This is a genomic window from Billgrantia zhangzhouensis (assembly GCF_021404465.1).
GTDB classification, from domain to species: Bacteria; Pseudomonadota; Gammaproteobacteria; order Pseudomonadales; family Halomonadaceae; genus Halomonas; species Halomonas zhangzhouensis.
In genome coordinates this window covers 44,844-65,355 of the sequence record NZ_JABFTT010000012.1, presented here as the reverse complement: position 1 = coordinate 65,355, position 20,512 = coordinate 44,844, and the positions used below count along the sequence as shown (strand labels likewise).

Annotated in this window: 17 protein-coding genes and 1 pseudogene; 7 read left to right on the top strand and 11 right to left on the bottom strand. The window is 63.3% G+C overall.

Annotated features, from left to right (window positions below; genetic code table 11):
* The first annotated feature begins 4 nt into the window (after window positions 1-4).
* Window positions 5-1,021, top strand: coding sequence for a proline racemase family protein (locus HOP51_RS15615; RefSeq protein WP_234274839.1), 1,017 nt, complete (start codon window positions 5-7; stop codon window positions 1,019-1,021).
* A gap of 78 nt (window positions 1,022-1,099) precedes the next feature.
* Here HOP51_RS15615 and otnC read toward each other — a convergent pair whose 3' ends face one another.
* The 6 genes from otnC to HOP51_RS15585 all read right to left on the bottom strand — a co-directional run bounded on the left by otnC (window position 1,100) and on the right by HOP51_RS15585 (window position 7,623).
* Window positions 1,100-1,744 (bottom strand): 3-oxo-tetronate 4-phosphate decarboxylase, encoded by a 645-nt coding sequence (gene otnC / locus HOP51_RS15610; protein WP_234274838.1) that lies wholly within the window; start codon window positions 1,742-1,744, stop codon window positions 1,100-1,102.
* Window positions 1,741-3,021, bottom strand: coding sequence for a 3-oxo-tetronate kinase (otnK, locus tag HOP51_RS15605; RefSeq protein ID WP_234274837.1), 1,281 nt, complete (start codon window positions 3,019-3,021; stop codon window positions 1,741-1,743). The genes otnC and otnK overlap by 4 nt, the downstream gene beginning before the upstream one ends.
* Complete coding sequence (locus HOP51_RS15600; protein WP_234274836.1) at window positions 3,018-4,535, bottom strand: tripartite tricarboxylate transporter permease; 1,518 nt, start codon at window positions 4,533-4,535, stop codon at window positions 3,018-3,020. The genes otnK and HOP51_RS15600 overlap by 4 nt, the downstream gene beginning before the upstream one ends.
* A 45-nt stretch (window positions 4,536-4,580) precedes the next feature.
* Complete coding sequence (locus tag HOP51_RS15595) at window positions 4,581-5,063, bottom strand: tripartite tricarboxylate transporter TctB family protein (RefSeq protein WP_234274835.1); 483 nt, start codon at window positions 5,061-5,063, stop codon at window positions 4,581-4,583.
* A gap of 104 nt (window positions 5,064-5,167) precedes the next feature.
* Window positions 5,168-6,136: a Bug family tripartite tricarboxylate transporter substrate binding protein gene (locus HOP51_RS15590; protein WP_234274834.1), complete on the bottom strand. Its 969-nt coding sequence runs from the start codon at window positions 6,134-6,136 to the stop codon at window positions 5,168-5,170.
* A 56-nt stretch (window positions 6,137-6,192) separates the two neighbouring features.
* Complete coding sequence (locus tag HOP51_RS15585; protein ID WP_234274833.1) at window positions 6,193-7,623, bottom strand: flagellar biosynthesis protein FlgA; 1,431 nt, start codon at window positions 7,621-7,623, stop codon at window positions 6,193-6,195.
* Window positions 7,624-7,941: 318 nt separating this feature from the next.
* Between HOP51_RS15585 and HOP51_RS15580 the strand changes: the two genes are divergently transcribed.
* Both HOP51_RS15580 and HOP51_RS15575 read left to right on the top strand, forming a co-directional pair.
* Complete coding sequence (locus tag HOP51_RS15580) at window positions 7,942-8,604, top strand: GntR family transcriptional regulator (RefSeq protein WP_234274832.1); 663 nt, start codon at window positions 7,942-7,944, stop codon at window positions 8,602-8,604.
* Window positions 8,605-8,800: 196 nt separating this feature from the next.
* On the top strand, window positions 8,801-9,499 hold the full coding sequence (locus HOP51_RS15575) for a ZinT/AdcA family metal-binding protein (protein ID WP_234274831.1): 699 nt from the start codon (window positions 8,801-8,803) through the stop codon (window positions 9,497-9,499).
* Between the two features lie 141 nt (window positions 9,500-9,640).
* On the opposite strand, the gene HOP51_RS15570 is transcribed toward HOP51_RS15575, so the two are convergent.
* The 3 genes from HOP51_RS15570 to HOP51_RS15560 are packed head-to-tail and all read right to left on the bottom strand — an operon-like array spanning window position 9,641 to window position 12,493.
* Complete coding sequence (locus HOP51_RS15570; RefSeq protein ID WP_234274830.1) at window positions 9,641-11,014, bottom strand: sensor histidine kinase; 1,374 nt, start codon at window positions 11,012-11,014, stop codon at window positions 9,641-9,643.
* Window positions 10,983-11,669, bottom strand: a complete 687-nt coding sequence (locus HOP51_RS15565) for a response regulator transcription factor (RefSeq protein WP_234274829.1) — start codon at window positions 11,667-11,669, stop codon at window positions 10,983-10,985. Before HOP51_RS15565 ends, HOP51_RS15570 begins: the two co-directional genes overlap by 32 nt.
* A complete protein-coding gene (locus HOP51_RS15560; RefSeq protein WP_234274828.1) occupies window positions 11,669-12,493 on the bottom strand; it encodes a MipA/OmpV family protein in 825 nt (274 codons plus the stop codon). The genes HOP51_RS15565 and HOP51_RS15560 overlap by 1 nt, the downstream gene beginning before the upstream one ends.
* Before the next feature lie 155 nt (window positions 12,494-12,648).
* Between HOP51_RS15560 and HOP51_RS15555 the strand changes: the two genes are divergently transcribed.
* From HOP51_RS15555 to HOP51_RS15540, 4 genes and pseudogenes are all read left to right on the top strand, one after another.
* Complete coding sequence (locus HOP51_RS15555; protein WP_234274827.1) at window positions 12,649-14,154, top strand: efflux transporter outer membrane subunit; 1,506 nt, start codon at window positions 12,649-12,651, stop codon at window positions 14,152-14,154.
* Window positions 14,147-15,304, top strand: a complete 1,158-nt coding sequence (locus HOP51_RS15550; protein WP_234274826.1) for an efflux RND transporter periplasmic adaptor subunit — start codon at window positions 14,147-14,149, stop codon at window positions 15,302-15,304. Before HOP51_RS15555 ends, HOP51_RS15550 begins: the two co-directional genes overlap by 8 nt.
* On the top strand, window positions 15,301-17,043 hold the full coding sequence (locus HOP51_RS15545) for an efflux RND transporter permease subunit (RefSeq protein ID WP_234274825.1): 1,743 nt from the start codon (window positions 15,301-15,303) through the stop codon (window positions 17,041-17,043). Before HOP51_RS15550 ends, HOP51_RS15545 begins: the two co-directional genes overlap by 4 nt.
* Window positions 16,961-18,361: pseudogene (locus HOP51_RS15540) on the top strand (efflux RND transporter permease subunit). Before HOP51_RS15545 ends, HOP51_RS15540 begins: the two are co-directional and overlap by 83 nt.
* Window positions 18,362-18,556: 195 nt before the next feature.
* Here HOP51_RS15540 and HOP51_RS15535 read toward each other — a convergent pair.
* The gene (locus tag HOP51_RS15535; RefSeq protein ID WP_234274824.1) at window positions 18,557-19,783 is read right to left on the bottom strand and encodes a multidrug effflux MFS transporter; all 1,227 of its coding nucleotides are present in this window, start codon (window positions 19,781-19,783) and stop codon (window positions 18,557-18,559) included.
* Window positions 19,784-19,787: 4 nt separating this feature from the next.
* Window positions 19,788-20,381 carry a TetR/AcrR family transcriptional regulator gene (locus tag HOP51_RS15530; protein ID WP_234274823.1) on the bottom strand — a complete coding sequence of 198 codons (594 nt, stop codon included), beginning with the start codon at window positions 20,379-20,381 and terminating at the stop codon, window positions 19,788-19,790.
* Window positions 20,382-20,512: the final 131 nt, after the last annotated feature.

Sequence of the window (20,512 nt, the reverse complement as noted above, 5' to 3'; positions counted from 1 at the left end):
CCCAATGAACAATCAGCAGTTTCTCGACGTAATCTATACCCATACCGAAGGCGAGCCGACCTGCATCGTCCATGGCGGTATCCCCTATCCCTTCGGCGGTGACATCCTCGACAAGCGGCGTTATCTCCAGCAACATCACGACCATGTGCGGACCAGCCTGATGCGCGAACCGCGCGGCCACCAGCACATGTTCGGCGTGTTTCTCACCCCGCCCTCCGATGACGATCACGACGCCGGCATGCTGTGGATCGACGGCGAGCAGTTCGTCGACATGTGCGGCCACGGCACCATCGCCCTCTCCATGGCCATGGTCGCCCATCGCCTGGCGCCCCCTCCGCAGGAGAATGGCCTCACCCGCATCCGCTTCGAAACCACCGCCGGCACCGTGGTTTCCGAGGTGAAAGCCGACGCCGACAAGGTGCACTGGACCCGTTTCGAGAACGTGCCCGCCTTCGTCATGGAGCAGGACATCCCCATCAACGTACCCGGCCTCGGCATCCTCAAGGCCGATCTGGTCTTCGGCGGCAACTTCTTCGCCATCATCCGGGTGCCCGCCGACAAGCAGCCCATCTGCCCCGACAACGGCAGCTACTTCTCCCGCGCCGGCCAGGCCGTGAAGGCCGAACTCAACGCCCGGATGGAGATTCGTCACCCGACCCATCCGCACATCAACGGCTTGAACTTCGTCACCTTCTGGCACGAGGGCTCGCAGCCAGATTCGCTCTACCGCAACGTGCACGTGTTCTCCGACGGCAAGCTCGACCGCTCGCCCGGCGGCACCGGCACCAGTGCGATGATGGCCATGTTCCATGCCCGCAACGAGCTGGAAGTGGGCCGTCCTATCCACTCCGAGGGCCTGCTCGGCAGCGGCCGCTTCACCGGAGAGATTCTTGGCGAGACGGAAATTGGCGGCTATCGGGCCATCCGCCCCAGCGTACAGGGCACCGCCGAGCTGATCGGCTACGCCAAGTGGCTGATCGACGCACGTGACCCCGTCGGCCGCGGCTTCGTAATCCGCTGACCCAGCGATTCGCAACGACGAAAGACGCCGCCCCCGGCAGGCCAGGGGCGGCGTTGTCATGACGGGACGAGCCCGGACTCAGGCGGGAAAGCGCCGCTGCAACTCGGCCACCTGCTCTTCGGTGAGGACGCGCGGATTCTCCCCTCGCAGCAACAAGAACAATTTTGCCGTCTCCTCCAGCTCCTCGGTGGCGTATACCGCTGCCTCCAGGTCCTTGCCCGCCACAACCGGTCCGTGATTGGCCAGCAGCACGGCGCTGTGCTTGCCTGCCAGACCGCGCACGGCATCGCCCAACTTGGGGTCGCCCGGTACGTGATAGGGCACCAGCGGCAGCTTGCCGACCCGCATCACGTAGTAGGCGGTGAGCGGCGGAATACAATCGCAGGGATCGACACCCGGCAGGCACGAAACCGCCACCGAGTGAGTGGAGTGCAGGTGCACGATGGCGCCGGACTGGGGACGCTCGGCGTACATCGCCATGTGCAGGAACTGCTCCTTGGTGGGCTTGTCACCGTCGAGCCATTGGCCCTGCCCATCGAGCCGGGAAATGCAGGCTGGATCGAGACGTCCCAAGCAGGCATTGGTCGGCGTCATCAGCCAACCGCCATCGTCCAGGCGCACGCTGATGTTGCCGCTGGAGCCCATGGTCAGGCTACGATCGAACAGCGACTTGCCCAGGGTAGCGATCTGTTCGCGCAATGTGTTCTCGTCATGAACGCTCATGGCAGCACCTCAAAGGCTCGGGTAAAGAAGTCGACACCACCAAAGTTGCCTGATTTCAGCGCCAGCGACAGCGGCGCCTCGCGACCTGCCAGTGGAGCCTGGGTCCAGGGCACGCCGGGGTCGATCTGCTCGCCGATGCGCAGGGTCTCGATGCCCAGCGCCGACACCACCGCACCCGAGGTCTCGCCACCTGCCACCACCAGCCGGCCCACGCCCTCGCTCACCAGTGTCGCCGCCAGTTGGCTCAGCGCACGCTCGACGAGCTGCCCCGCATATTCGACGCCGAGTCTGGCCTGGGCGGCTTTCACCTTTTCCGGATCGGCCGAAGCGTAGACCAATACCGGTCCGCCGCTCTCCAGGGCGTTTCGTGCGAAGTCGAGCGCCGCCTCCCATTGTGCATCGCTCTCGGCCAGAGCCAACGGATCGAGGGCAAAGCCGGGATGGTGCTTTAGAAAGTGCGCTACCTGCCCCAGCGTGGCCCGGGAGCAGCTACCGGACAGTACCAGCGCACCGCCGCCACCCGGCTGCAGGAGGCCTGGTTCCGCGATCTCGGCCAGCCAGCCAAGCTGGCGATAGCGGACAGGCAGCGCCTGCCCCAGCCCCGAACCGCCAGTTACCAGTGGCATCGCCTCGCAGGCCTCCGCCAGCACATCCAGGTCTCGCTCGTCGAGGGTGTCACAGATCACGTGTCGCACCCCCTGTTCGGCCAACTCCGCCAGGTGCCGTCGGGTCGCCTCGACGCCCTGTGCGAGTACCGGACGCGCCGCCAGGCCGACGGGGTGCGGAGTCTGCGAGGCGAGCACGCGCACCAGGTCGGCATCCGTCATGGGCGTGAGCGGGTGATGCTGCATGCCGCTGTCGTTGAGCAGCCGGTCAGCGACGAACAAGTGGCCCTGGTAGACGGTGCGGCCGTTCACCGGGAATGCCGGCACCATTACCGTCTGCGCCACGCCCAACCGCTCCAGCAATGCGTCGGCCACCGGGCCGATGTTGCCACGCTCGGTGGAATCGAAGGTGGAGCAGTACTTGAAGAAGAACTGGCGGGCGCCTTGCGCCTGCAGCCACGCCAGGGCGGCCAGCGAATCGGCCACGGCCTCGTCCGCCGGGCAGGAGCGAGACTTCAGCGCCACCACCACGGCATCGACATCGCTCACCTCGATCTCCGGTCCGGGCACACCGATCACCTGCAGGCAGCGCATGCCGCTGCGTACCAGGTTGTTGGCGAGGTCCGTGGCGCCGGTGAAGTCATCGGCGATGGCACCCAATACGATGGTCATGGATTACTCCGCTGTTCGGACGACGAGGAAGCGGCAGGCCTGTTGCGCAGGCGCTTCACCATAGGTGTGACGATGGCAACGGCGAGCAGCAGGAAGGCGACGATCAGCAGGGTGGCGCTGATCGGCCGCGTGAAGAGGATCGACAGGTCGCCCTGGGACATGGAGAGCGTACGGCGCAGTTCGCTCTCGGCGATCGGGCCGAGTACCAGGCCGAGGATGATCGACACCAACGGAAACTTCAGCTTCTCGAGCAGATAGCCAAGCACGCCGAAGCCGAGCATCAACCAGACATCGAACATCGAGTTGCGCACCGAGTAGGTCCCCACGATGCAACACATGACGATCAGCGGGCCCAGCGCCGAATAGGGCACGTTGAGCAGCTTGGTGAACAGCGCAATGAACGGCTTGGAGAACAGCAAGATCATGAAGTTGACGATGAACAGGCCGGCGAATACGGCATAGATCAGATCGCTGCTGGTAATCATGAACATCGGGCCAGGTTGCAGCCCATGCATGATGAAGGCGCCGAGGATCACGGCGGTGGTACCGCTGCCCGGTATGCCAAGAGCGAACAGCGGTACCAGCGCTCCCATGGCCGCGGCATTGTTGGCCGACTCCGGCGCGGCTACACCCTCCGGTGCGCCCTTGCCGAATTTCTCCGGATGCTTGGACCAGCGCACTGCCTCGCTATAGCTGACCATGGCCGCCGTGCTGGCGCCGATGCCGGGCAGAATGCCGGTGATCACGCCGATCAGTGAAGAGCGGGTCAGCGTACCACCGATCTGGCGCAGGATCGGCAGGTCGAAGATCTTGATCCTGACCTTCTTCAGCGGCTGGTGGCTGTCCTGGTCGAGTGCGCGTTTCATTACCTCGGAGATGGCGAACAGTCCCACGATCATCGGGATCAGGCCAACGCCCTCGGCGAGATTGAGGTTGTCGAAGGTATAACGGCTGGTGCCGGTGAGCGGATCGATCCCCACCGTGGCGATCAGCAGACCTAGCGTCGCCCCGATAAGGCCGTAGATCAGGCGACCACCCAACGAGGCCACCACCGTCAAGCCGAGGATGGCCAGGGCGAAGTATTCCGGCGACGAGAAGCGCAGCGCCATGGAAGCGAGAATCGGCGTGAACACGATCAGCGCCACGGTGCCGACGAGACCGCCGATGGCGGAACTCAGCACGCCGATGCCCAGCGCCTTGCCGGCCTGGCCCTGCTGAGTCATCGGGTAGCCGTCGAAGGCAGTCATCACCGCTTCGGGCGTGCCTGGCGCGCGGTACAGGATCGCCGTGATCAGGCCTGAAAATACCGTGGCCCCATAAATGGCCGTGAGCAGCATGAAGGCCGTGGTGGGCTCCATGCCGTAAGTGACCGGCAGCAGAATCACCACCAGGATCACACCGCTGATGCCCGGCAGCGCGCCACCGATGAAGCCGATGAAAACCGCAGAGGTCAGCAATAACAGGTTGAGTGGCTGCAGCACCACGGCCAACCCGCCGAGAAAATGTTCCAGCATCGTCAACTCCCGGAGCAAGTCGATAAGAGTGTCATCGGGGTGGCCTCACGGAAGGGGGATGCCAAGCAGGATGACGAATACTCCCTGCATGAGGGCCACCGCCACCACCATGGTCACGACGATGGCCAGCCACGAACGCGCCCCCAGCAACAGCGTGCATAACAGCGTGAACATGACACTGGCGGCCAGGAAGCCGACGGCTTGCATCAGCACGGTGTAACCCACCGTGGCCGCCATCAGCCACCAGTGCCGTGTGCTGGCAAACGAGAGCTTCTGCGCCGGCGCCGTGCCGCCTTCTTCCGGTTCGGAATCGCTCGTGTCATGAGCACTGCGACGACTATCGCGCCAGGTCATCGCCAGCAGCGCGCAGCCAAGCAGAAAGAGCATGGCAATCAGGCTCAGCGGCCACACCCGGGGCCCGATGAAGGTGGAAACCTGCGCGGAACTGGGAAATTGCAGCGTGGGTACCAGACTGACCAGGGCGAGCAGGATGATCGCCAGCGCAAAGAGATAAATCCTGACTTGCATGTTGGCCCCCGAAGGGAACGTCGCATGACCGGCTACGGACCGGCCCATGCGGTGGGTGTAGGTGGGAGCGGACTACGCTCCCACCGGTGCTTGCTCGGGACGCGTCAGTTGCCGTTCTGCAGCAGGCGCGAATAGAGCTCGTAGTTGTTCTCGAGCCGCTGGCGGTACTCTTCACCGCCCATCCAACCCTCGCGATAATCGAGATTCACACGCTCGGCATAAGCCTGGTATTCCTCTGAAGCGAAGATCTCCTGGAATACACCTTCGAGGTGCTGGACGAGCTCAGTCGGGGTATCCGCATGGACGAAAACCGCCCGGTCGTTGCCATCGGTCAGGTCCCAGCCATGCTCCACGGTGGTGGGTACGTCGGGATAGTGGTCGAGACGCTCCTCACTGAAGATCAGGATCGGCGCCATCTGGCCCGCCTCGATATAGCTCAACAGCGGGCTGAGCGAAGTCGTGGTGGCATCGATGTTGCCGCCCAGCACGTTGGCCGTGGCGTTGCCGGTGCTGTCGTAAGGAATGAAGTTCATGTCCAGGCCGGATGCATCACGCAGCGACAGGAAAGCCACATGATCCGGACTGGCCGTGTGCGTGCCGCCCACCGTCACCTTACCCGGGTTCTCTTTGGCATACTCCAGGAACGACTCGAAATCTGGATAGCGCTCCGGATTGACGAATAGCGCCATGACATCCGACTGCATGCGGGCAACGGGCGTGAGCTGATCCAGGCCGATCGGGTTCTGCCCGGCAGCCAGAGAGGTCACGTAGGTGGTCGAAGCAAAGTCCAGAGTATGACCGTCCGGCGCCCCGTTGGCAGTACGCTGGTGAGCCAGGGCTCCCGAGGCCGAGGGCAGATTGACGACGGTAATGCGCGCCCCGCCTACCGCCTCTTCGAACATCGGGCGCACCACGCGCGCGAAGTTATCGACGCCCCCGCCGGCGCCCGCTGCCACCAGGAACTGGATCGGCTTGCTGGGGTAGTCGGCTACTTCATTGGCGCTGGCGCCCATGGCCACGCCGACCAGGGCCAGGCCCAGGGTAGCGGCTTTCAGTGTTTTCTTGGTGAGCATGTCGTTCTCCTATCCTAATTGTTATGCGTGCCGTTCTGGCTGGGTGGGTGGGTGAGTCAGCCGATCGCATTGTCGGCGTTCTGGCGAAGCGATGATGGGGCGTCCTGCCCGTGGAACAGACGGTCCTGCTCCTGCCGCAGTTGGTGGAGTCGCGAATCGGGTAAGGCAACGTCCGCCAGCGTGATCGGCTGGTTGGGGGCGATGTCGCGAATGACCTCCGCCCCGGGAAGCAGATAGAAAGGCACCATGGCCTCGGACGAAAGTGGAGCACCCGGGTGCACCTCGGGGCGCAGACCCTCGATATGGCGGTGATGACCGCGCATCTCCAGCCGCTGCCCGGCACGGATCGCCTGGGTGGCGCGGGCGGTCAGGTCGAATTTCGGCGCAGTTGCCCGGCCACCGCCGGAAGGCAGACCATTGAGCACGGCATCGAGCAACGAGATCGGCGCTTCCAAACCAAGCAAATGGCGCGGCAGGTAGACCATTGCGCAGTTACCGCTGCGGCTGAGAATGTGTCCCTTGTCGCGCAGCAGCGACCACACGTGCGGATCCTCGCAACGCACGACGATGAACACCCCGCCGGCGAAGCTGATCTCATCCGGACGGCGCAGGCAGTTGAACACTTCCAGGCGATCACTACCCTGCAGCGCGCCACCATGTGTCTCGAGATCCAGCAAGGTCGGCACCTCACCGATCCGCAGCACCATGGCATGGAACTCGGGGCGGTCGGGGCCGAGCCCGGTGGCATTGGCCACGTTGACCATCTCACACAGGTCGGGCACGGAAATCTGCGGAATGGCGGCGAGGGCCTTGCCGCGCGCCTCGACGGTCTCACGCTCCGCGCCCTTGGGCAGTTCCCACAGCTCGGCCAAACCGGGCGCCGGGAAGGAAACACCGTTGCACTGCACGCTGCCCGCCGCCTCGTCCCAGATGAAGTCATATTCGCTGCTCTTGCCAGCCGCGATGATTTCGAACCCCAGTGTCCTGGCCCAGGTGACGAGGCCGATCAGCAGGCTGGGCTGATCGCCATCCAGCGGCGTGAACAGGCGACCCTGGCGATAGGCCAGTTGGGTCAGGTACGGCCCTACCACGGATTCGGTCTCTTTCGTGGCAATGCCAACATGCTTGCCCGCCAGCAGGGCCGCTTCGGCATAGCAAGCGCCCACCTCGGGGATACCGGTCGACTCCACCAGAATGTCGAAAGGCAGTTCCTGCACATCCTCGAAAGCGCCCGCGGCAACGTACGCCCCTGACTGCCAAGCCTTCTTCGCCTCATCGGGAGAATGGCATACCATTATTTCGGCATCGGGTACGCCGGCAAACCGCAGTGCCTCAGCGGCTCTCTCCGGCGTGACGTCGATGGCAACCCGCGCCGCCAGCCCCGGCATGCTGCGAGCCTGGCGCAGAACACCTCGCCCGAAGTCACCGGCGCCTGCCACACAGGCCTCGACAATTCTTTCATATTCAAAATGTTGCAAGTAGTTCATGAGTAATTTTCTTCCCGTGCCGGTCATCTTTAAGGGGCTGCGCCTTCCTAGGGCCGGCCATTTCGTTTCACCTGTCTAAGGCCTACCTGCCCGGTCACGGACGGTGGTCAGACGAAGCGTAATCTAAGTGAAATGTAATGGTATGCCATTTTTAGGGTCAACAACCCCAAAGTACGACTTTAGTCTTTTGCCTGGCCAGAATGAACGTAACTCATTGAAAATTGCATTATAAAAAACCAGAAAGGCAGAAGGTAACGGTTTGAAAGAGCGAAAATGGTATGCCATTCTTGGCGCTCGCACTCGGAGTGAGGCAAGCCAATGGAAGAAGTCGCTCAGTCAAGCCACGCAGGACTCGTCGAGAAAGTGGCCAACTACCTGCGTGAACATATCGTGATGGATCACTTCCAGCCCGGTCAGCGCCTGCCCGAGCGCACCCTGGCCGTGGAACTCCAGGTCTCGCGTACCCCGCTACGCGAGGCGCTCAAGATCCTGGCCACCGAGGGGCTGGTCGTCATCTCTCCTCACCGTGGGGCGGTGGTCGCCGAGGTAAGCCCAGCCGACATCAAGGAGAAGTCCTACGTCCTGAGCGTGCTGGAACAGGCCGCCGCCGAGCTCACCTGCATCAACGCCAGCGACGACGACATCGCAGAACTGCAAGCACTTCACTATGAGATGAAAGCCTGCTTTCTACGCCGTGATCGTCAGAACTACTTCCGCCTGAACCAGGAAATCCACAACCGCATCGTTGCCTTATCGGGCAACTCCACCTTGATCGACATGCATGCCAACCTGAGCCGCCAGCTCTATCGGGTGCGCTATTTGTCGAACCAGAAGAACGAGAAATGGGCGACCGCCATGGAAGAGCACGAAGCCATCATGGCAGCGCTGGAAGCGAGGGATACTGAACGGGTGGGACGCGAGCTACGCAACCACCTGGGCAAGACCTGGGTGAAATACGCCCATGGTGAGCCCGTCGAATGAAGCCCCCCAGCCTGTCATCACCCTGACGTAGACAGATCGCACACAAACCGCACGCCTCGATACCACTTCCTGTCGAGAACCACCCGTGCGCGAGACCTGTTTTCGGGTCCTTCCAGTCATTGCCATATGACATGTTATAACGTAACTTTTCAGATCTGGATCAACTCCCCCCTTTCTGAACAAAGGAGCATTGGCGGTGAAAAGAGCATTGACACAAGGAGTCAGCCTACTAGCAGTCGGCTTACTGGTATTGGGGGGTGTGCAAAGTGCGGTGGCATCACACAGCGGACATAAACACGACCACAGCCATGACCACGACCACGACCACGACCACGACCACAGCCATGATCATGACGAGGACATCTATGCCGGCTACTTCGAAGACAGCCAGGTAGAGGATCGCTCGCTTTCGGATTGGGAAGGTGACTGGCAATCCGTATTCCCCTATCTGGAAGACGGCACCCTTGACGAGGTCTTTGCCCACAAGGCAGAACAGAATGGCGAAAAGACAGCCGAAGCGTACAAGGCCTACTATGCGACAGGGTACCAGACGGACGTAGATCGTATCGTCATTGAGGGTGACACCGTCACCTTCTATGAGGAAGGCAACGAAGGACGTTCTGGCGAGTACGCCTATGATGGGTACGAAATCCTGACCTACGCAGCAGGCAATCGAGGTGTCAGATACGTCTTCGAACTCGCCGAAGAGGCTGACGGTCTGCCCCAGTATATTCAGTTCAGCGATCACGCCATCTCTCCGACAGACGCCGATCACTTTCACCTGTATTGGGGAGATGATCGTGAAGCCCTACTGGAGGAAGTCACGAACTGGCCGACCTACTACCCATCCGCATTGGGTGGGCATGAAATCGTCCATGAGATGATGGCCCACTAAATGGACCAGGGCCTACCCATGCGAGCGGGCCCTGTTGCGCTCATGCCAGCCGAACCGAGCGGCTGGCGCACATGGGCGGGACGCACGCGCTTGTTGACCAGGGCAATGGCGGCGGCGTCGAGGTATGGGGGCTCGAAGCGGTCAACTCGCTCCCTCCCCATTCGACAACCGAAACCTTAGCCCCGGTTCGGCCTGCTCGGCCGTGAGGCGCCAGCCATGCGCCAGGGCGATCTCCTGGCAGATGGCCAGGCCGAGGCCCGCTCCATGGTCGCGTCGATGTGCAGCACGCCAGAAGCGTTCAAACAGCCGGGGCAGTTGTTCCGCATCGACGCCGGGGCCTCTGTCCCGCACGGTCACCATATCGCCCTGAACCTCCACGCTGACGGAGGTCTGTGCGGGTGCATGCTGGATGGCATTCTCCAGTAGATTCTTCATCAAGGTGAAACAGGCCGAGCGGTCCGCTTTCCACTTCACGTCGCCGACAGCACGCACCGCCAGGTGCACGTCGGCGGATTCCGCCATGCGCTGCAAATAGGAAGCGGCATCGTGGGCAACCTCCTGCATCCCGACGGTGGTGAAGTGATAGTTGTGCGCTTCGCTGGCTTCCGCCAAGAGCAGCAACTGCTGCACCTGTCGCGTCATGTATTCGACGTCGCTCAATAGCGAGTCGCGATCGTTCTTGCCAGCGTCTAATAGCTCTATCTGGGCACGGATCAGCGCCAGCGGCGTCTTCAACTCATGTGCCGCATTGCCGAGGAACTCCTGCTGTACGCGATAGCCTCGTTCGAGACGCTCCAAGGCCCGATTGAAGCTGTCCACGAGAGGGGCGATCTCCGCGGGCACCGCTTCCGTCTTCAGCCGGGCACTGATGAAGCGCGGCGAGATGGCCGCGGCGGACTCCGACACGTCGCGTAGCGGCTTGAGGGTGTAGCGCAAGGTGATGTAGGCACACAAGCCGAAGGCGACGAACAGGACGACGCCGAAGACCACGATGCCAGCCACCACGTGCGGATAGGCAGCGCGATGAAGGAGATCCACGAACCTGGCGCTGGCCGCGAACTGCAGGTACCACGTTCGCCCAGCATGTTCGAGGGGGTCCGTGGCGCCGAAAAAGGTGGTTCCCTCGTGCTCGAAGGCGAAATTGCCACGCTCCAGCCAAAGAAGGTCACCTCCGGCCGGCCAGAATGCCTCTCCGGCGCTAGAGAAAAAAGCGCCGTTCCCGGCGTCATCCAGAATCCGATAGGCCGTTTCTCGCTGCGGGCCTTCGAACAACCAGGCGAGCTCGTTCAAGCGGTGCGAGTCGATTCCCACTGGCCTACCATTACTGTCGAATTCGATATCGTCCGACAGTCCCTCTGCGGCATTGACCAGTTCCATCCGGGCCAGGACGTTGGTCTGAAGCACCACCACCGCAGCGATCACGAGCAGCGTGAGGCTGAGTATCATCCCTGCCACATAGGCCAGCAGCACCTTCAGGCTAATGCTATTCAGCGGCATCAGCTTCACGAAGCGCATAGCCCACCCCCCTGACGTTGACGATCCGCTGGCGCGAACCGATGGCGAGCAGCTTGCGGCGCAGGCGGTGCAGGGCCACATCCAGAGCATTCGGCGTCACCGCCTCGCTCAGTCCCCAGGCCGCTGCTTCCAGCGCACTGCGACGCACGACCTCCTTGGGCTTATGCAGGAGCAGTTGCATGATGTGCAGCTCCGCCGGGGCGAGGGCGACGCTTTCGTCGCCGCGGCATAGCACGCCGGCTGCGGGGCGCAGAGTGAGATCACCATGGCTGGGGTCGAGCGGGTGGAACGCCACGGGACGGCGCAGCAGTGCCCGCACGCGCGCCACCATCTCGTCCATGGCGAACGGCTTGGGCAGGTAGTCGTCGGCGCCGGCTTCGAGCCCCTGTACCCGGTCATGCAGCGCATCGCGCGCCGTCAACACCAGGCAAGGCACACCGAGACCGGCGTTACGCATTTTCTGCAGCAAGACGAGGCCATCCCCGTCCGGCAGCCCCCGGTCGAGCACCAGGGACTGGTAGGAAACTTGCTGGACGGCCGCCCATGCACTGTCAATGCGGCCAGCCACATCGGCGGCAATGCCGGCGGCTTCCAGCCCCCTGCACATCAGCCGGGCCAGCCGGTCGTGGTCCTCGACCAGAAGTATCCGGCTCATCAGAAGCGGTAGATATAGCCAAGGAAGACACTATTCGTCGTCGAGCGATCCACCAGCGGGCTGTCCTTGATCTCGTCCGCCAGGCTCGTCACCTCGACTCCCATCAGTATGGAATGCTGCTTGTTGAACATGTAGACGCCTCGCACTCCCGCCTCGATGTTGGTGGCGGCTTCCCCCGCGTAGGCGGGACGACCGAGACGCACCTCATTGTCGCGCACGCCGAAATAGTAATCGACGGTCTTTTCGTTCTGCCAGCTCGCTCCTACATGCGGGGTGAGCAGAACATGATTGCCGAAGCGCCACGTTCTCTCCACGCCGAGATTGACGACCTGGCCGTTGCTGTTACCCGACGCGTCGGCAAGCCATTCGGCGCTGAGGTCAACCAGGTCGCTGCTCCATTCCACCTTGCCGCCCACCCAGAAGCCACCCTTGCGCTCGCTCATGCCATTGAGGATCGGCGCGTCGTCTTCCTTGTAGCCGCTACCGTCGTACTTACCGACGATACCAAAGTTGAGCCGTTGAGAGTCGCTGATGTCGAGACTCGGCAGCTTGAATTCGATTTGGGGGCCAAAGAGGTGAAGGTACCGGTTCTCGAACTGGAGCAACGGTACTGGCGTGTTATCGCGGTCGATACCCGCGTAGGGCTCCTGCTCACTCATAACGCCGAGGCCAAGCCCCCAGGTGGTGGAGGACGACTCAGCGTCAGTCGGCTCTTGGGCCGTGGCCGTGGCCGAGGCGAAGAGTCCAACGGCGAGCATTGAAGCGGCTGCCATACGCGAGGCGGAACCAAGGAAGGTCAAGGCAAACGAGGACGATAATGTCATGACGGTTTCTCGCGAGTTGTTGAAAGAAGCCCACTTTCTCAGTCGCCTACTTACGGAAAACTTACTGAAAACACTCGATCGCTCCGAACCATCAGTAAGGCTTCTGAAAGGCGCATTGCCGGAAAGTCCCGTCCCATGAGAGACGAGGACACCGCATGCTCCCACCCACCGATGTCATTCCCGTTGCCTTCATGCCCCGCCGACGACGTGCGGCAGGAATCGGGGCGCTTCCCGGCCGCAAGCCGCAGTGGCTTGCGACCGGGCTCACCATCGCAGCCGCCGCGCTGCTCGCCGGCTGTGCATCGACTCAGCCCGAAACCATGCCCGGCAGCACCGCAGCGCCCGTTGCCGCGCAATGGCACGCTCCGTTGCCTCACGGCGGGCAGTTGGGGAACCTGAGCCGCTGGTGGGCGCAATTCGACGACCCCTTGATGCTGCGCCTCATCGAGGAAGGACAACACGCTAGCCCGACAGTGGCGCAGGCAGCTGCGCGCATCGCCGATGCCCAGGCCGCTCGCGTGGCGCAGAACGCCGCCCTACTGCCCTCGCTGGATGCCAGCGTCAGCGCGAGCCGGGGACGACCTGACCTGGAGACGCCGGTCGGCACCGAAACCTCGGCAGGCTTGCAGCTCGGCTGGGAGCTGGACCTGTTCGGCGCAGGACGTGCCGCCGCTGATGCCGCGCGTGCCCGGCTCGCGTCCAGCCAATCCGGCTGGCACGACGCCCGGGTCTCGATCGCTGCCGAAATCGCGACGACCTACGTCGAGCTACGCGCCTGCGAGGCCTTGGCCGAACAGGCCGAAATCGATGCCCGATCGCGGGCACGGACGGCACAGGTTACCCGCTTGGCCACGGCTAGCGGTTTCCGGGCTCCCGCCGAAGAGAACCTGGCGAATGCCAGCGCAGCGCAAGGCAACGTAACGCTGATCGAGCAAAGGACGCAATGCGAACTTCTGATCAAGGCACTGAGCGCCCTGGCGGCGCAGGACGAAGCGGCGCTGCGGCGCGAACTCTCCACCGCAACCGGCCGGCTGCCACAGCCAGCCGAGCTCGCCGTCACGGCAATGCCGGCCGAGGTGCTGGCGCAGCGCCCGGATATCATCGCGGCAGCGCATGACGTGGTGGCGGCAAGTGCCGATTCGGACCAGGCGCAGGCACAGCGCTGGCCCCGCATTGCGCTGACCGGAAGCATCGGCACGACACGCATCGTCAGCGGAGGCATCAGCACCAATGGCAGCGTATGGAGCATCGGCCCCGTAACGGTAACGCTGCCGCTGTTCGACGGCGGGACGCGACGTGCCAATGCAGAAGCGGCACGCGCTCGCTACGAGGCCGCCACCACCGTCTATGCCGCCCGCCTGCGGGAAGCGACCCGCGACGTCGAGGACGCTCTCGTCATGCTGGACAGCACGGCGAAACGCAGCGGGGATGCAGCCATCGCCGCCACTGGATTCGAGCGCTCCTACCAAGCCACCGAAGCCAGCTACCACGCCGGTACCGCCAGCCTGTTCGAACTTGAGGATGCACGTCGCAGCATGGTTGCCGCACAGAGCGCCGTGATCGAATTGCAGCGCGAGCGAATCGCCACCTGGATCCGACTGTATCGCGCGCTCGGCGGTAGCTGGCCCGCTGACGAAGACAAGGAACATGACAATGAGTAAATTACGTTCACTGGCGGTCATTGCGGTGATCGTTACCGTAGCAGTCGCCTGGGTCATGCACGCCTCCCGCGGCACCTCGGGCAGCGCTGCCAGGGACAGCGACGCCGCGGCGATCGCCCAGCCCGCACTGAGCGTGGCAGTGACCACACCACGGCCCGCCATGCTGCCCACCAGGATCGCCGCGCACGGGAACGTCACGGCTTGGCAGGAAGCCAGCATAGGCACCGAGGCGAACGGCCTGCGCCTGGCCAGCGTCGAGGTCAACGTGGGCGACGTCGTGCAGCGCGGTCAGGTACTTGCCACGTTCGCCTCCGATACGGTGAGCGCCGAACTCGCGCAGAGCCGCGCTGCCGTCGCCGAGGCCGAAGCGGCACTCGCCGAAGCCGAGGACAACGCGCAGCGTGCCCAAGAACTACGGGCGACAGGCGCGATGGCGACCCAACAGATCCTTCAGTACAGCACGGCGGCGCGCACGGCGCGGGCGCGCCTGGAAGCGACTCGAGCCGTCGAGCGCGTGCAGCAACTCCGCCTGGCCCAGACCCAGGTGCACGCCCCCGACGATGGCGTGATCTCGTCCCGCAGTGCCACGGTTGGCGCCGTACTTCCCGCGGGCCAGGAACTGTTCCGCCTGATCCGGCACGGGCGACTGGAATGGCGGGCCGAGGTTACCGCTTCCGAGCTGGAGCGGCTGCAGCCCGGCCTGAGCGCCAGGGTCATCTTGCCGGGAGGCCGCGAGCTGGAAGGTCGCGTGCGCACGATCGCGCCACTGGTGGATAGCGCCACCCGCAATGGGCTGGTCTATGTCGATCTACCGATAAGCGACGTCGCCCGGGCGGGCATGTTCGCACGTGGCGAGTTCGAGCTGGGGACGCGCCAGGCCTTGACCTTGCCGCGATCCGCCGTGCAGCTACGCGACGGCTTTGGCTACGTGCACCGTGTCGATGGTAACGGCCGGATAACGGAGTTGAAGGTGCTACTGGGCCAGCACACGGATGACCGTATCGAAATTCTCTCCGGGCTGGAGCCCGACGCCACGGTCGTCGCTTCGGGCGGCGCCTTCCTGGGCGACGGCGACCAGGTAGAAGTGATCGAGGGGCTTGGCGAGAGCGCAGAAAGTTTGGCAACAGCGCTGAATGTGAGGCAGCCATGACGCTCAACACCTCCTCCTGGGCGATTCGAAACCCCATCCCGGTCGTTCTGCTCTTCGTACTGTTGACGTCGTTAGGGCTGATGTCTTTCCGGGAAATGGTCATCCAGGACTTACCGGATGTGGACATACCCCGGGTAGTCGTCTCCGCCTCGCTGCCCGGTGCAGCCCCGGCCCTGATGGAGAACGAAGTCGCGCGCAAGATCGAGAACGCCATTGCCACGGTGGACGGCGTCAAGCACATCACTACCACGCTGACCGATGGGCACGCCGAGATCGGCACCGAGTTCCGGCTGGAAAAACCGGTGCAGGAAGCGGTCGATGACGTGCGCGACGCCGTCTCGCGTATACGCTCGGAGCTGCCTGCCGAGCTACGCGACCCGGTGATCCGGAAGCGAGGCTTCTCCGAAGACCCGCTTCTGCTCTACACGGTGGCCTCCTCTCATCTGGACGAGGAGGCGCTGTCCTGGTTCGTGGATGACAGGATCGCCAGGGCCGTTCTGGCCGTGCCCGGTGTGGACTCGATACGGCGGATCGGCGGTGTCGACCGCGAGGTCCTCGTGGCGCTGCACCCGAACCGCCTGCAGGCATTGAACACGACGGCACTCGACATCTCACGGCAGTTACGCCAGGCACAGCGGGAAGCGCCCGGTGGACGCGCGAATGTCGGAGGCGCCGAACAGGTCGTGCGCATCCTCGCCAATACCGGGTCGGCGGCCGAACTGGCGGCGATGGAGCTGGCGCTCAGCGACGGCCGCCGCATTCGCCTCGGCCAGGTCGCGAGCGTCACCGATACCGTGGCCGAGCGGCGTTCGGCGGCGTTTCTCGATGGAGTGCCTGTCGTCGGCTTCGAGATGACGCGAGCACGCGGGTACGGCGAGGTCGACGTGGCCGAAGGCGTCAAGTCCGCCCTCGCCGCCTTGCAGGCGCAACACCCTCATGTCGAGATCCAGCAAGCCTTCGACTTCGTCGAGCCTGTACGGGAGAACTACCGGGGCTCCATGCGCATCCTGTACGAGGGCATGCTGCTTGCCGTGCTGGTCGTGTTCTTCTTCCTGCGCGACTGGAGGGCGACGCTGATCGCCGCCGTGACGCTACCGCTGTCGATCATTCCGACCTTCGGCCTCATGCACCTGATGGGCTTCTCGCTCAACATCGTGACGCTGCTGGCGATCTCGCTGGTGATCGGCGTGCTGGTGGACGATGCCATCGTCGAAATCGAGAACATCGAACGCCATCTGCTGATGGGTAAGCCTCCGCGCCGGGCGGCGATGGATGCGGCGGCGGAAATCGGCCTGGCGGTAGTCGCCACCACCTTTACGCTGATCGCCGTTTTTCTCCCTACGGCCTTCATGAGCGGCACGGTGGGACGCTTCTTCTTCCAGTTCGGCTGGACGGCCTCCGTGGCGGTACTGTTCTCGCTGGTGGTGGCACGCCTGCTCACGCCAACGATGGCCGCCTACCTGCTGCGCAAACCCGGCCAAGGCCATCGCGAACCGAAGTGGATTGCCTACTACCTGGCCGGTGCCAGTTGGTGCCTGCGCCAGCGCAAGACGACGCTCGTCGCAGCGGCCGCCTGCTTCGCCGGTGGCCTATGGCTGGCAACGACCCTGCCGGGCGCGTTCCTCCCCCCCCGAGGACAATTCCCAGACGCAAGCGATGCTGACTTTGCCGCCCGGGAGCACCTTGTCGGAAGCGACAAAGCTTGCCGAGCAGGCACGCGCAAGGTTGGAGGAGCATGAAATGGTCACCCGTGTCTTTACCGCCATCGGGGACGCATCGGCTGGTAACGATGCCGATGTTACCAGCGTGATGCTGACCGTAGGTCTGGTGGATCGCACAAACCGTGCCGGCATCACGAGGCAGACGATCGAGCAGCAGCTGCGCGATGCGCTCGCCACCCTTCCCGGCGTGCGAACCAGCGTGGGCGACGACGACATCTACGAACTGGTACTGGCCGGAGAGGATAGCCGGCTTCTCGAGCAGCATGCCCGGCAAATAGAGCAGGATCTTCGCGCCATTCCTGGCCTCGGCGCCGTGAGTTCGACGGCCAGCCTGGTCAGGCCCGAGCTCATCGTACGCCCCGATTTCGTCCGCGCCGCCGATCTTGGCGTGTCGGCCTCGGCCATCGCTGACACGCTGCGTATCGCCACGATGGGTGACGATACGGAGGATTTGCCGAAGCTGAACCTCAGTGAGCGCCAGGTGCCGATCATGGTGCGCCTGGCGGATGCCGCCCGGCAGGACATCGCGACCCTCCGGCGCCTGCCCGTCCCCGGTGCGAGGGGGATGGTGCCGCTCGAAAACGTGGCGTCTCTCGAATAGAGCAGCGGGCCGGCGGAAATCACCCGGTACGACCGCCTGCGCAACATCAACTTCGAGGTAGTGCTGCAGGGGCGCCCGCTAGGGGAAATCGAGCAGATCGTTCAGGAGCTGCCCAGCGTGCGCCAACTGCCGCCGGGCATACACCAGGCGGCGGCTGGCGATGCGGAAGAGATGGCCGAGGTGGCAGCGGGCTTCGCTATCGCGATGCTGACCGGCGTGCTGTGCATCTACATGGTGCTGGTACTGCTATTCAGGAGTTTCATGCAGCCGGTCACCATCCTCGTGGCGCTGGTGCTCTCCGTTCCCGGGGCTTTCCTTGCGCTGTTCGTCACTCAGTCGGCGCTGTCGCTTCCCGCACTGATCGGGCTGGTCATGCTGATGGGCATTGCCACGAAGAACTCGATCCTGCTGGTGGACTACATCATCATCGCCCGCCAGGAGCACGGCCTCGACCGCCGGGACGCCATTCTCGATGCCTGCCGCAAGCGTGTCCGTCCCATCGTGATGACAACGATCGCCATGGGGGCAGGCATGATGCCCGTCGCCTTGGGTTGGGCTGGCGACCCCAGCTTCCGAGCGCCCATGGCCTTCGTCGTGATCGGTGGGCTGATGACCTCGACGCTGCTGAGCCTGCTCGTCATTCCGGTGGTGTACAGCTGTGTGGACGATGCTGTGGGCTGGGCTGCCAGGCGCTTCGGGCGATTGATACCTGCGCCTCATTACCCAGCGGATTAGCCTAGTCGTACTCCGAGTTTCGATAAGCGCTTGCCATACCTTGCGTAAAACTTGCCTGATCCTGTCGAGCGCCGGCGTAAGCGGAATCGAAAGGGCTCGCCGGCGTTATGGCTCGCGAAATTTACGTCTGGGTATGTGTTGGGTCATCAACGAAGAGGCGAAGGGCAGCTACCCGCTATCCCGCTCACGCCGCAGCTAGTCTTCTTCGCGGTACATCAATCGAGTCGCCAGTGCACACAGCGCAATGGCCGTGGCCCCGCAGAGGGCGATAGTCAAAGGCATCAGCGCTGGTCCCTGCGTGGCCAGACTGACGACGTAGCCCACACCGGCCGCCAGCAGGTAATGTAGTGTGCCCATCAGTGCCGAGGCCACGCCCGCCTGCCGGCCGCCATGGTTCATGGTCAGCGCCGTCAGGTTGCCAAACACCAGTCCGAGCGCCCCGATCGCAACCGCCAGCAATCCCACATAGACCTCGAAAGTGGCCAGGCCGGACGTGACGGCTAGAGTTAACAGCGCGCCGGCCAGGGCGTGCACACCAAGCCCGATATAGGTAACGCGTGCTGGCGTCATGCCGCTCACGGACAGCCAATTGGCCAACGCCCCGCCCAGAATCAGCCCGACCGAGTTGGCGGCAAACAGATAGCTGAAATGAGTCGGCGTCATACCGAAATGCTCGGTAAACACGAAGGCGGCGGCACTGATGTAGGTAAACAGCGACCCCAGTACAAAACCGCCGGCCGCCGTATAGGCCATGAAAACCCGGCGGCGTGACTGGGCAAGGTAGCCCTGCACCACGCTGCCCACGCTCAACGCCACGCGATGCTCGGGGTCGAGTGACTCAGGAATGGCCTTCAGACTCCACACCAGACCAATGCCTCCGAACAACGCCAGCGTCCAGAAGATACCGCGCCAACCGCCGTGCTCGAGCAGAAAACCGCCCATCATGGGGGCCACGACCGGGGCAATCATCATGACTTGCATCAGCAGCGAAAAGATTCGGGCAGAACTGTTCACGTCGCAGAGATCGGCCACGATGGCACGCGGGGCGACCAGCCCGGCCGCAGCCCCGATAGCCTGTAGAAAGCGCGCGGCCAGCAGCCACTCGAGCGTTGGCGCGAGGGCCGCGACCACCGAGCCTGCCACAAAGATCACGAGCCCCACCATGAGTGGCATGCGCCGCCCAAAGCGCTCCAGTAGCGGACCATACAGGCACTGCCCCAGCGCCAGCCCGGCCAGAAAAACGGAAAGCGTTTGCTGCACACTGCCGGCCGAGACGTCATAGGTCTGCGCAATCATCGGCATGCCGGGCAGGTACATGTCGATGGCCATGGCATCGAGTGCGGTCAGCAGGGCCAGCAAGATCACCAGCGCCATGCCCACAGTGCTCTGGTAGGTGCTCGCGCGAGCAGTCTGTTCAATCATGACGTTAACCTTTAACAAGCCTTGCGATGCTGTCGCCCATGAGATGTTCAAGTGCATTGAGGCGTGCCTCGAAACGCGCCTGACCGATATAAATCAGTGCCACGTGCAGGCTATCGACCATGCCCATCCAGGCGTGCCCCATGATGTCAGCGTCCCGATCGGAAAGGACACCTCCGACATGGCGGCGCAGCGCTGTCGTAAAGTCCGCCAGCAGTTGCTGCATGTAGGTCTCGTAGCCCTCCTGAAGCTCGTGAAAGAGCGGCTCAGGCGGGATATAGGCAGTACGCAGCAAAAAGCGGAAATGCTCGGAATCGGCGTAGCGCGCCAGCAGGGACTCGCAATAATTCTGCCCTGGCCACTTGGGATCGGGACGAGCAAAGCAGTCACGGGCAAAACGCGCTTCGCTGTGCAGCGCATCTTCAAAGACCGCCAGAAACAGCGCGTTCTTGTTTTTGACATGCGAATAGAGCGACGCCTTGCGAATCCCGGCGTCAGCGGCAATACCCGACAGCGATGCCCCTTCATAGCCATGCCGGGCGAACTGAACCACTGCTGCATTGAGCACTCGCTTGAGCGCGGGTGTCGTGGTGGATGGCATTATCTGTACTCTAGGAAGTGGTAAACCCGGTGACGCTCGCCACAAGATTTCGAACACCGTGCAGCGCATCCTAACTCAAAAAGCTACCGACCGGTAGGTAGTTCTGATAGTTAAAAGAAATGGCCACGAGG

Excerpts from the sequence above, each read along its gene's own strand:
- HOP51_RS15595 (WP_234274835.1), bottom strand. The coding sequence starts at position 5,063 with ATGCAAGTCAGGATTTATCTCTTTGCGCTGGCGATCATCCTGCTCGCC.
- HOP51_RS15555 (WP_234274827.1), top strand. The coding sequence starts at position 12,649 with ATGCTCCCACCCACCGATGTCATTCCCGTTGCCTTCATGCCCCGCCGA.
- HOP51_RS15570 (WP_234274830.1), bottom strand. The coding sequence starts at position 11,014 with ATGCGCTTCGTGAAGCTGATGCCGCTGAATAGCATTAGCCTGAAGGTG.
- HOP51_RS15590 (WP_234274834.1), bottom strand. The coding sequence starts at position 6,136 with ATGCTCACCAAGAAAACACTGAAAGCCGCTACCCTGGGCCTGGCCCTG.
- HOP51_RS15535 (WP_234274824.1), bottom strand. The coding sequence starts at position 19,783 with ATGATTGAACAGACTGCTCGCGCGAGCACCTACCAGAGCACTGTGGGC.
- HOP51_RS15585 (WP_234274833.1), bottom strand. The coding sequence starts at position 7,623 with ATGAACTACTTGCAACATTTTGAATATGAAAGAATTGTCGAGGCCTGT.
- otnK (WP_234274837.1), bottom strand. The coding sequence starts at position 3,021 with ATGACCATCGTATTGGGTGCCATCGCCGATGACTTCACCGGCGCCACG.
- HOP51_RS15560 (WP_234274828.1), bottom strand. The coding sequence starts at position 12,493 with ATGACATTATCGTCCTCGTTTGCCTTGACCTTCCTTGGTTCCGCCTCG.
- HOP51_RS15550 (WP_234274826.1), top strand. The coding sequence starts at position 14,147 with ATGAGTAAATTACGTTCACTGGCGGTCATTGCGGTGATCGTTACCGTA.
- HOP51_RS15580 (WP_234274832.1), top strand. The coding sequence starts at position 7,942 with ATGGAAGAAGTCGCTCAGTCAAGCCACGCAGGACTCGTCGAGAAAGTG.
- HOP51_RS15615 (WP_234274839.1), top strand. The coding sequence starts at position 5 with ATGAACAATCAGCAGTTTCTCGACGTAATCTATACCCATACCGAAGGC.
- otnC (WP_234274838.1), bottom strand. The coding sequence starts at position 1,744 with ATGAGCGTTCATGACGAGAACACATTGCGCGAACAGATCGCTACCCTG.
- HOP51_RS15530 (WP_234274823.1), bottom strand. The coding sequence starts at position 20,381 with ATGCCATCCACCACGACACCCGCGCTCAAGCGAGTGCTCAATGCAGCA.
- HOP51_RS15545 (WP_234274825.1), top strand. The coding sequence starts at position 15,301 with ATGACGCTCAACACCTCCTCCTGGGCGATTCGAAACCCCATCCCGGTC.
- HOP51_RS15565 (WP_234274829.1), bottom strand. The coding sequence starts at position 11,669 with ATGAGCCGGATACTTCTGGTCGAGGACCACGACCGGCTGGCCCGGCTG.
- HOP51_RS15600 (WP_234274836.1), bottom strand. The coding sequence starts at position 4,535 with ATGCTGGAACATTTTCTCGGCGGGTTGGCCGTGGTGCTGCAGCCACTC.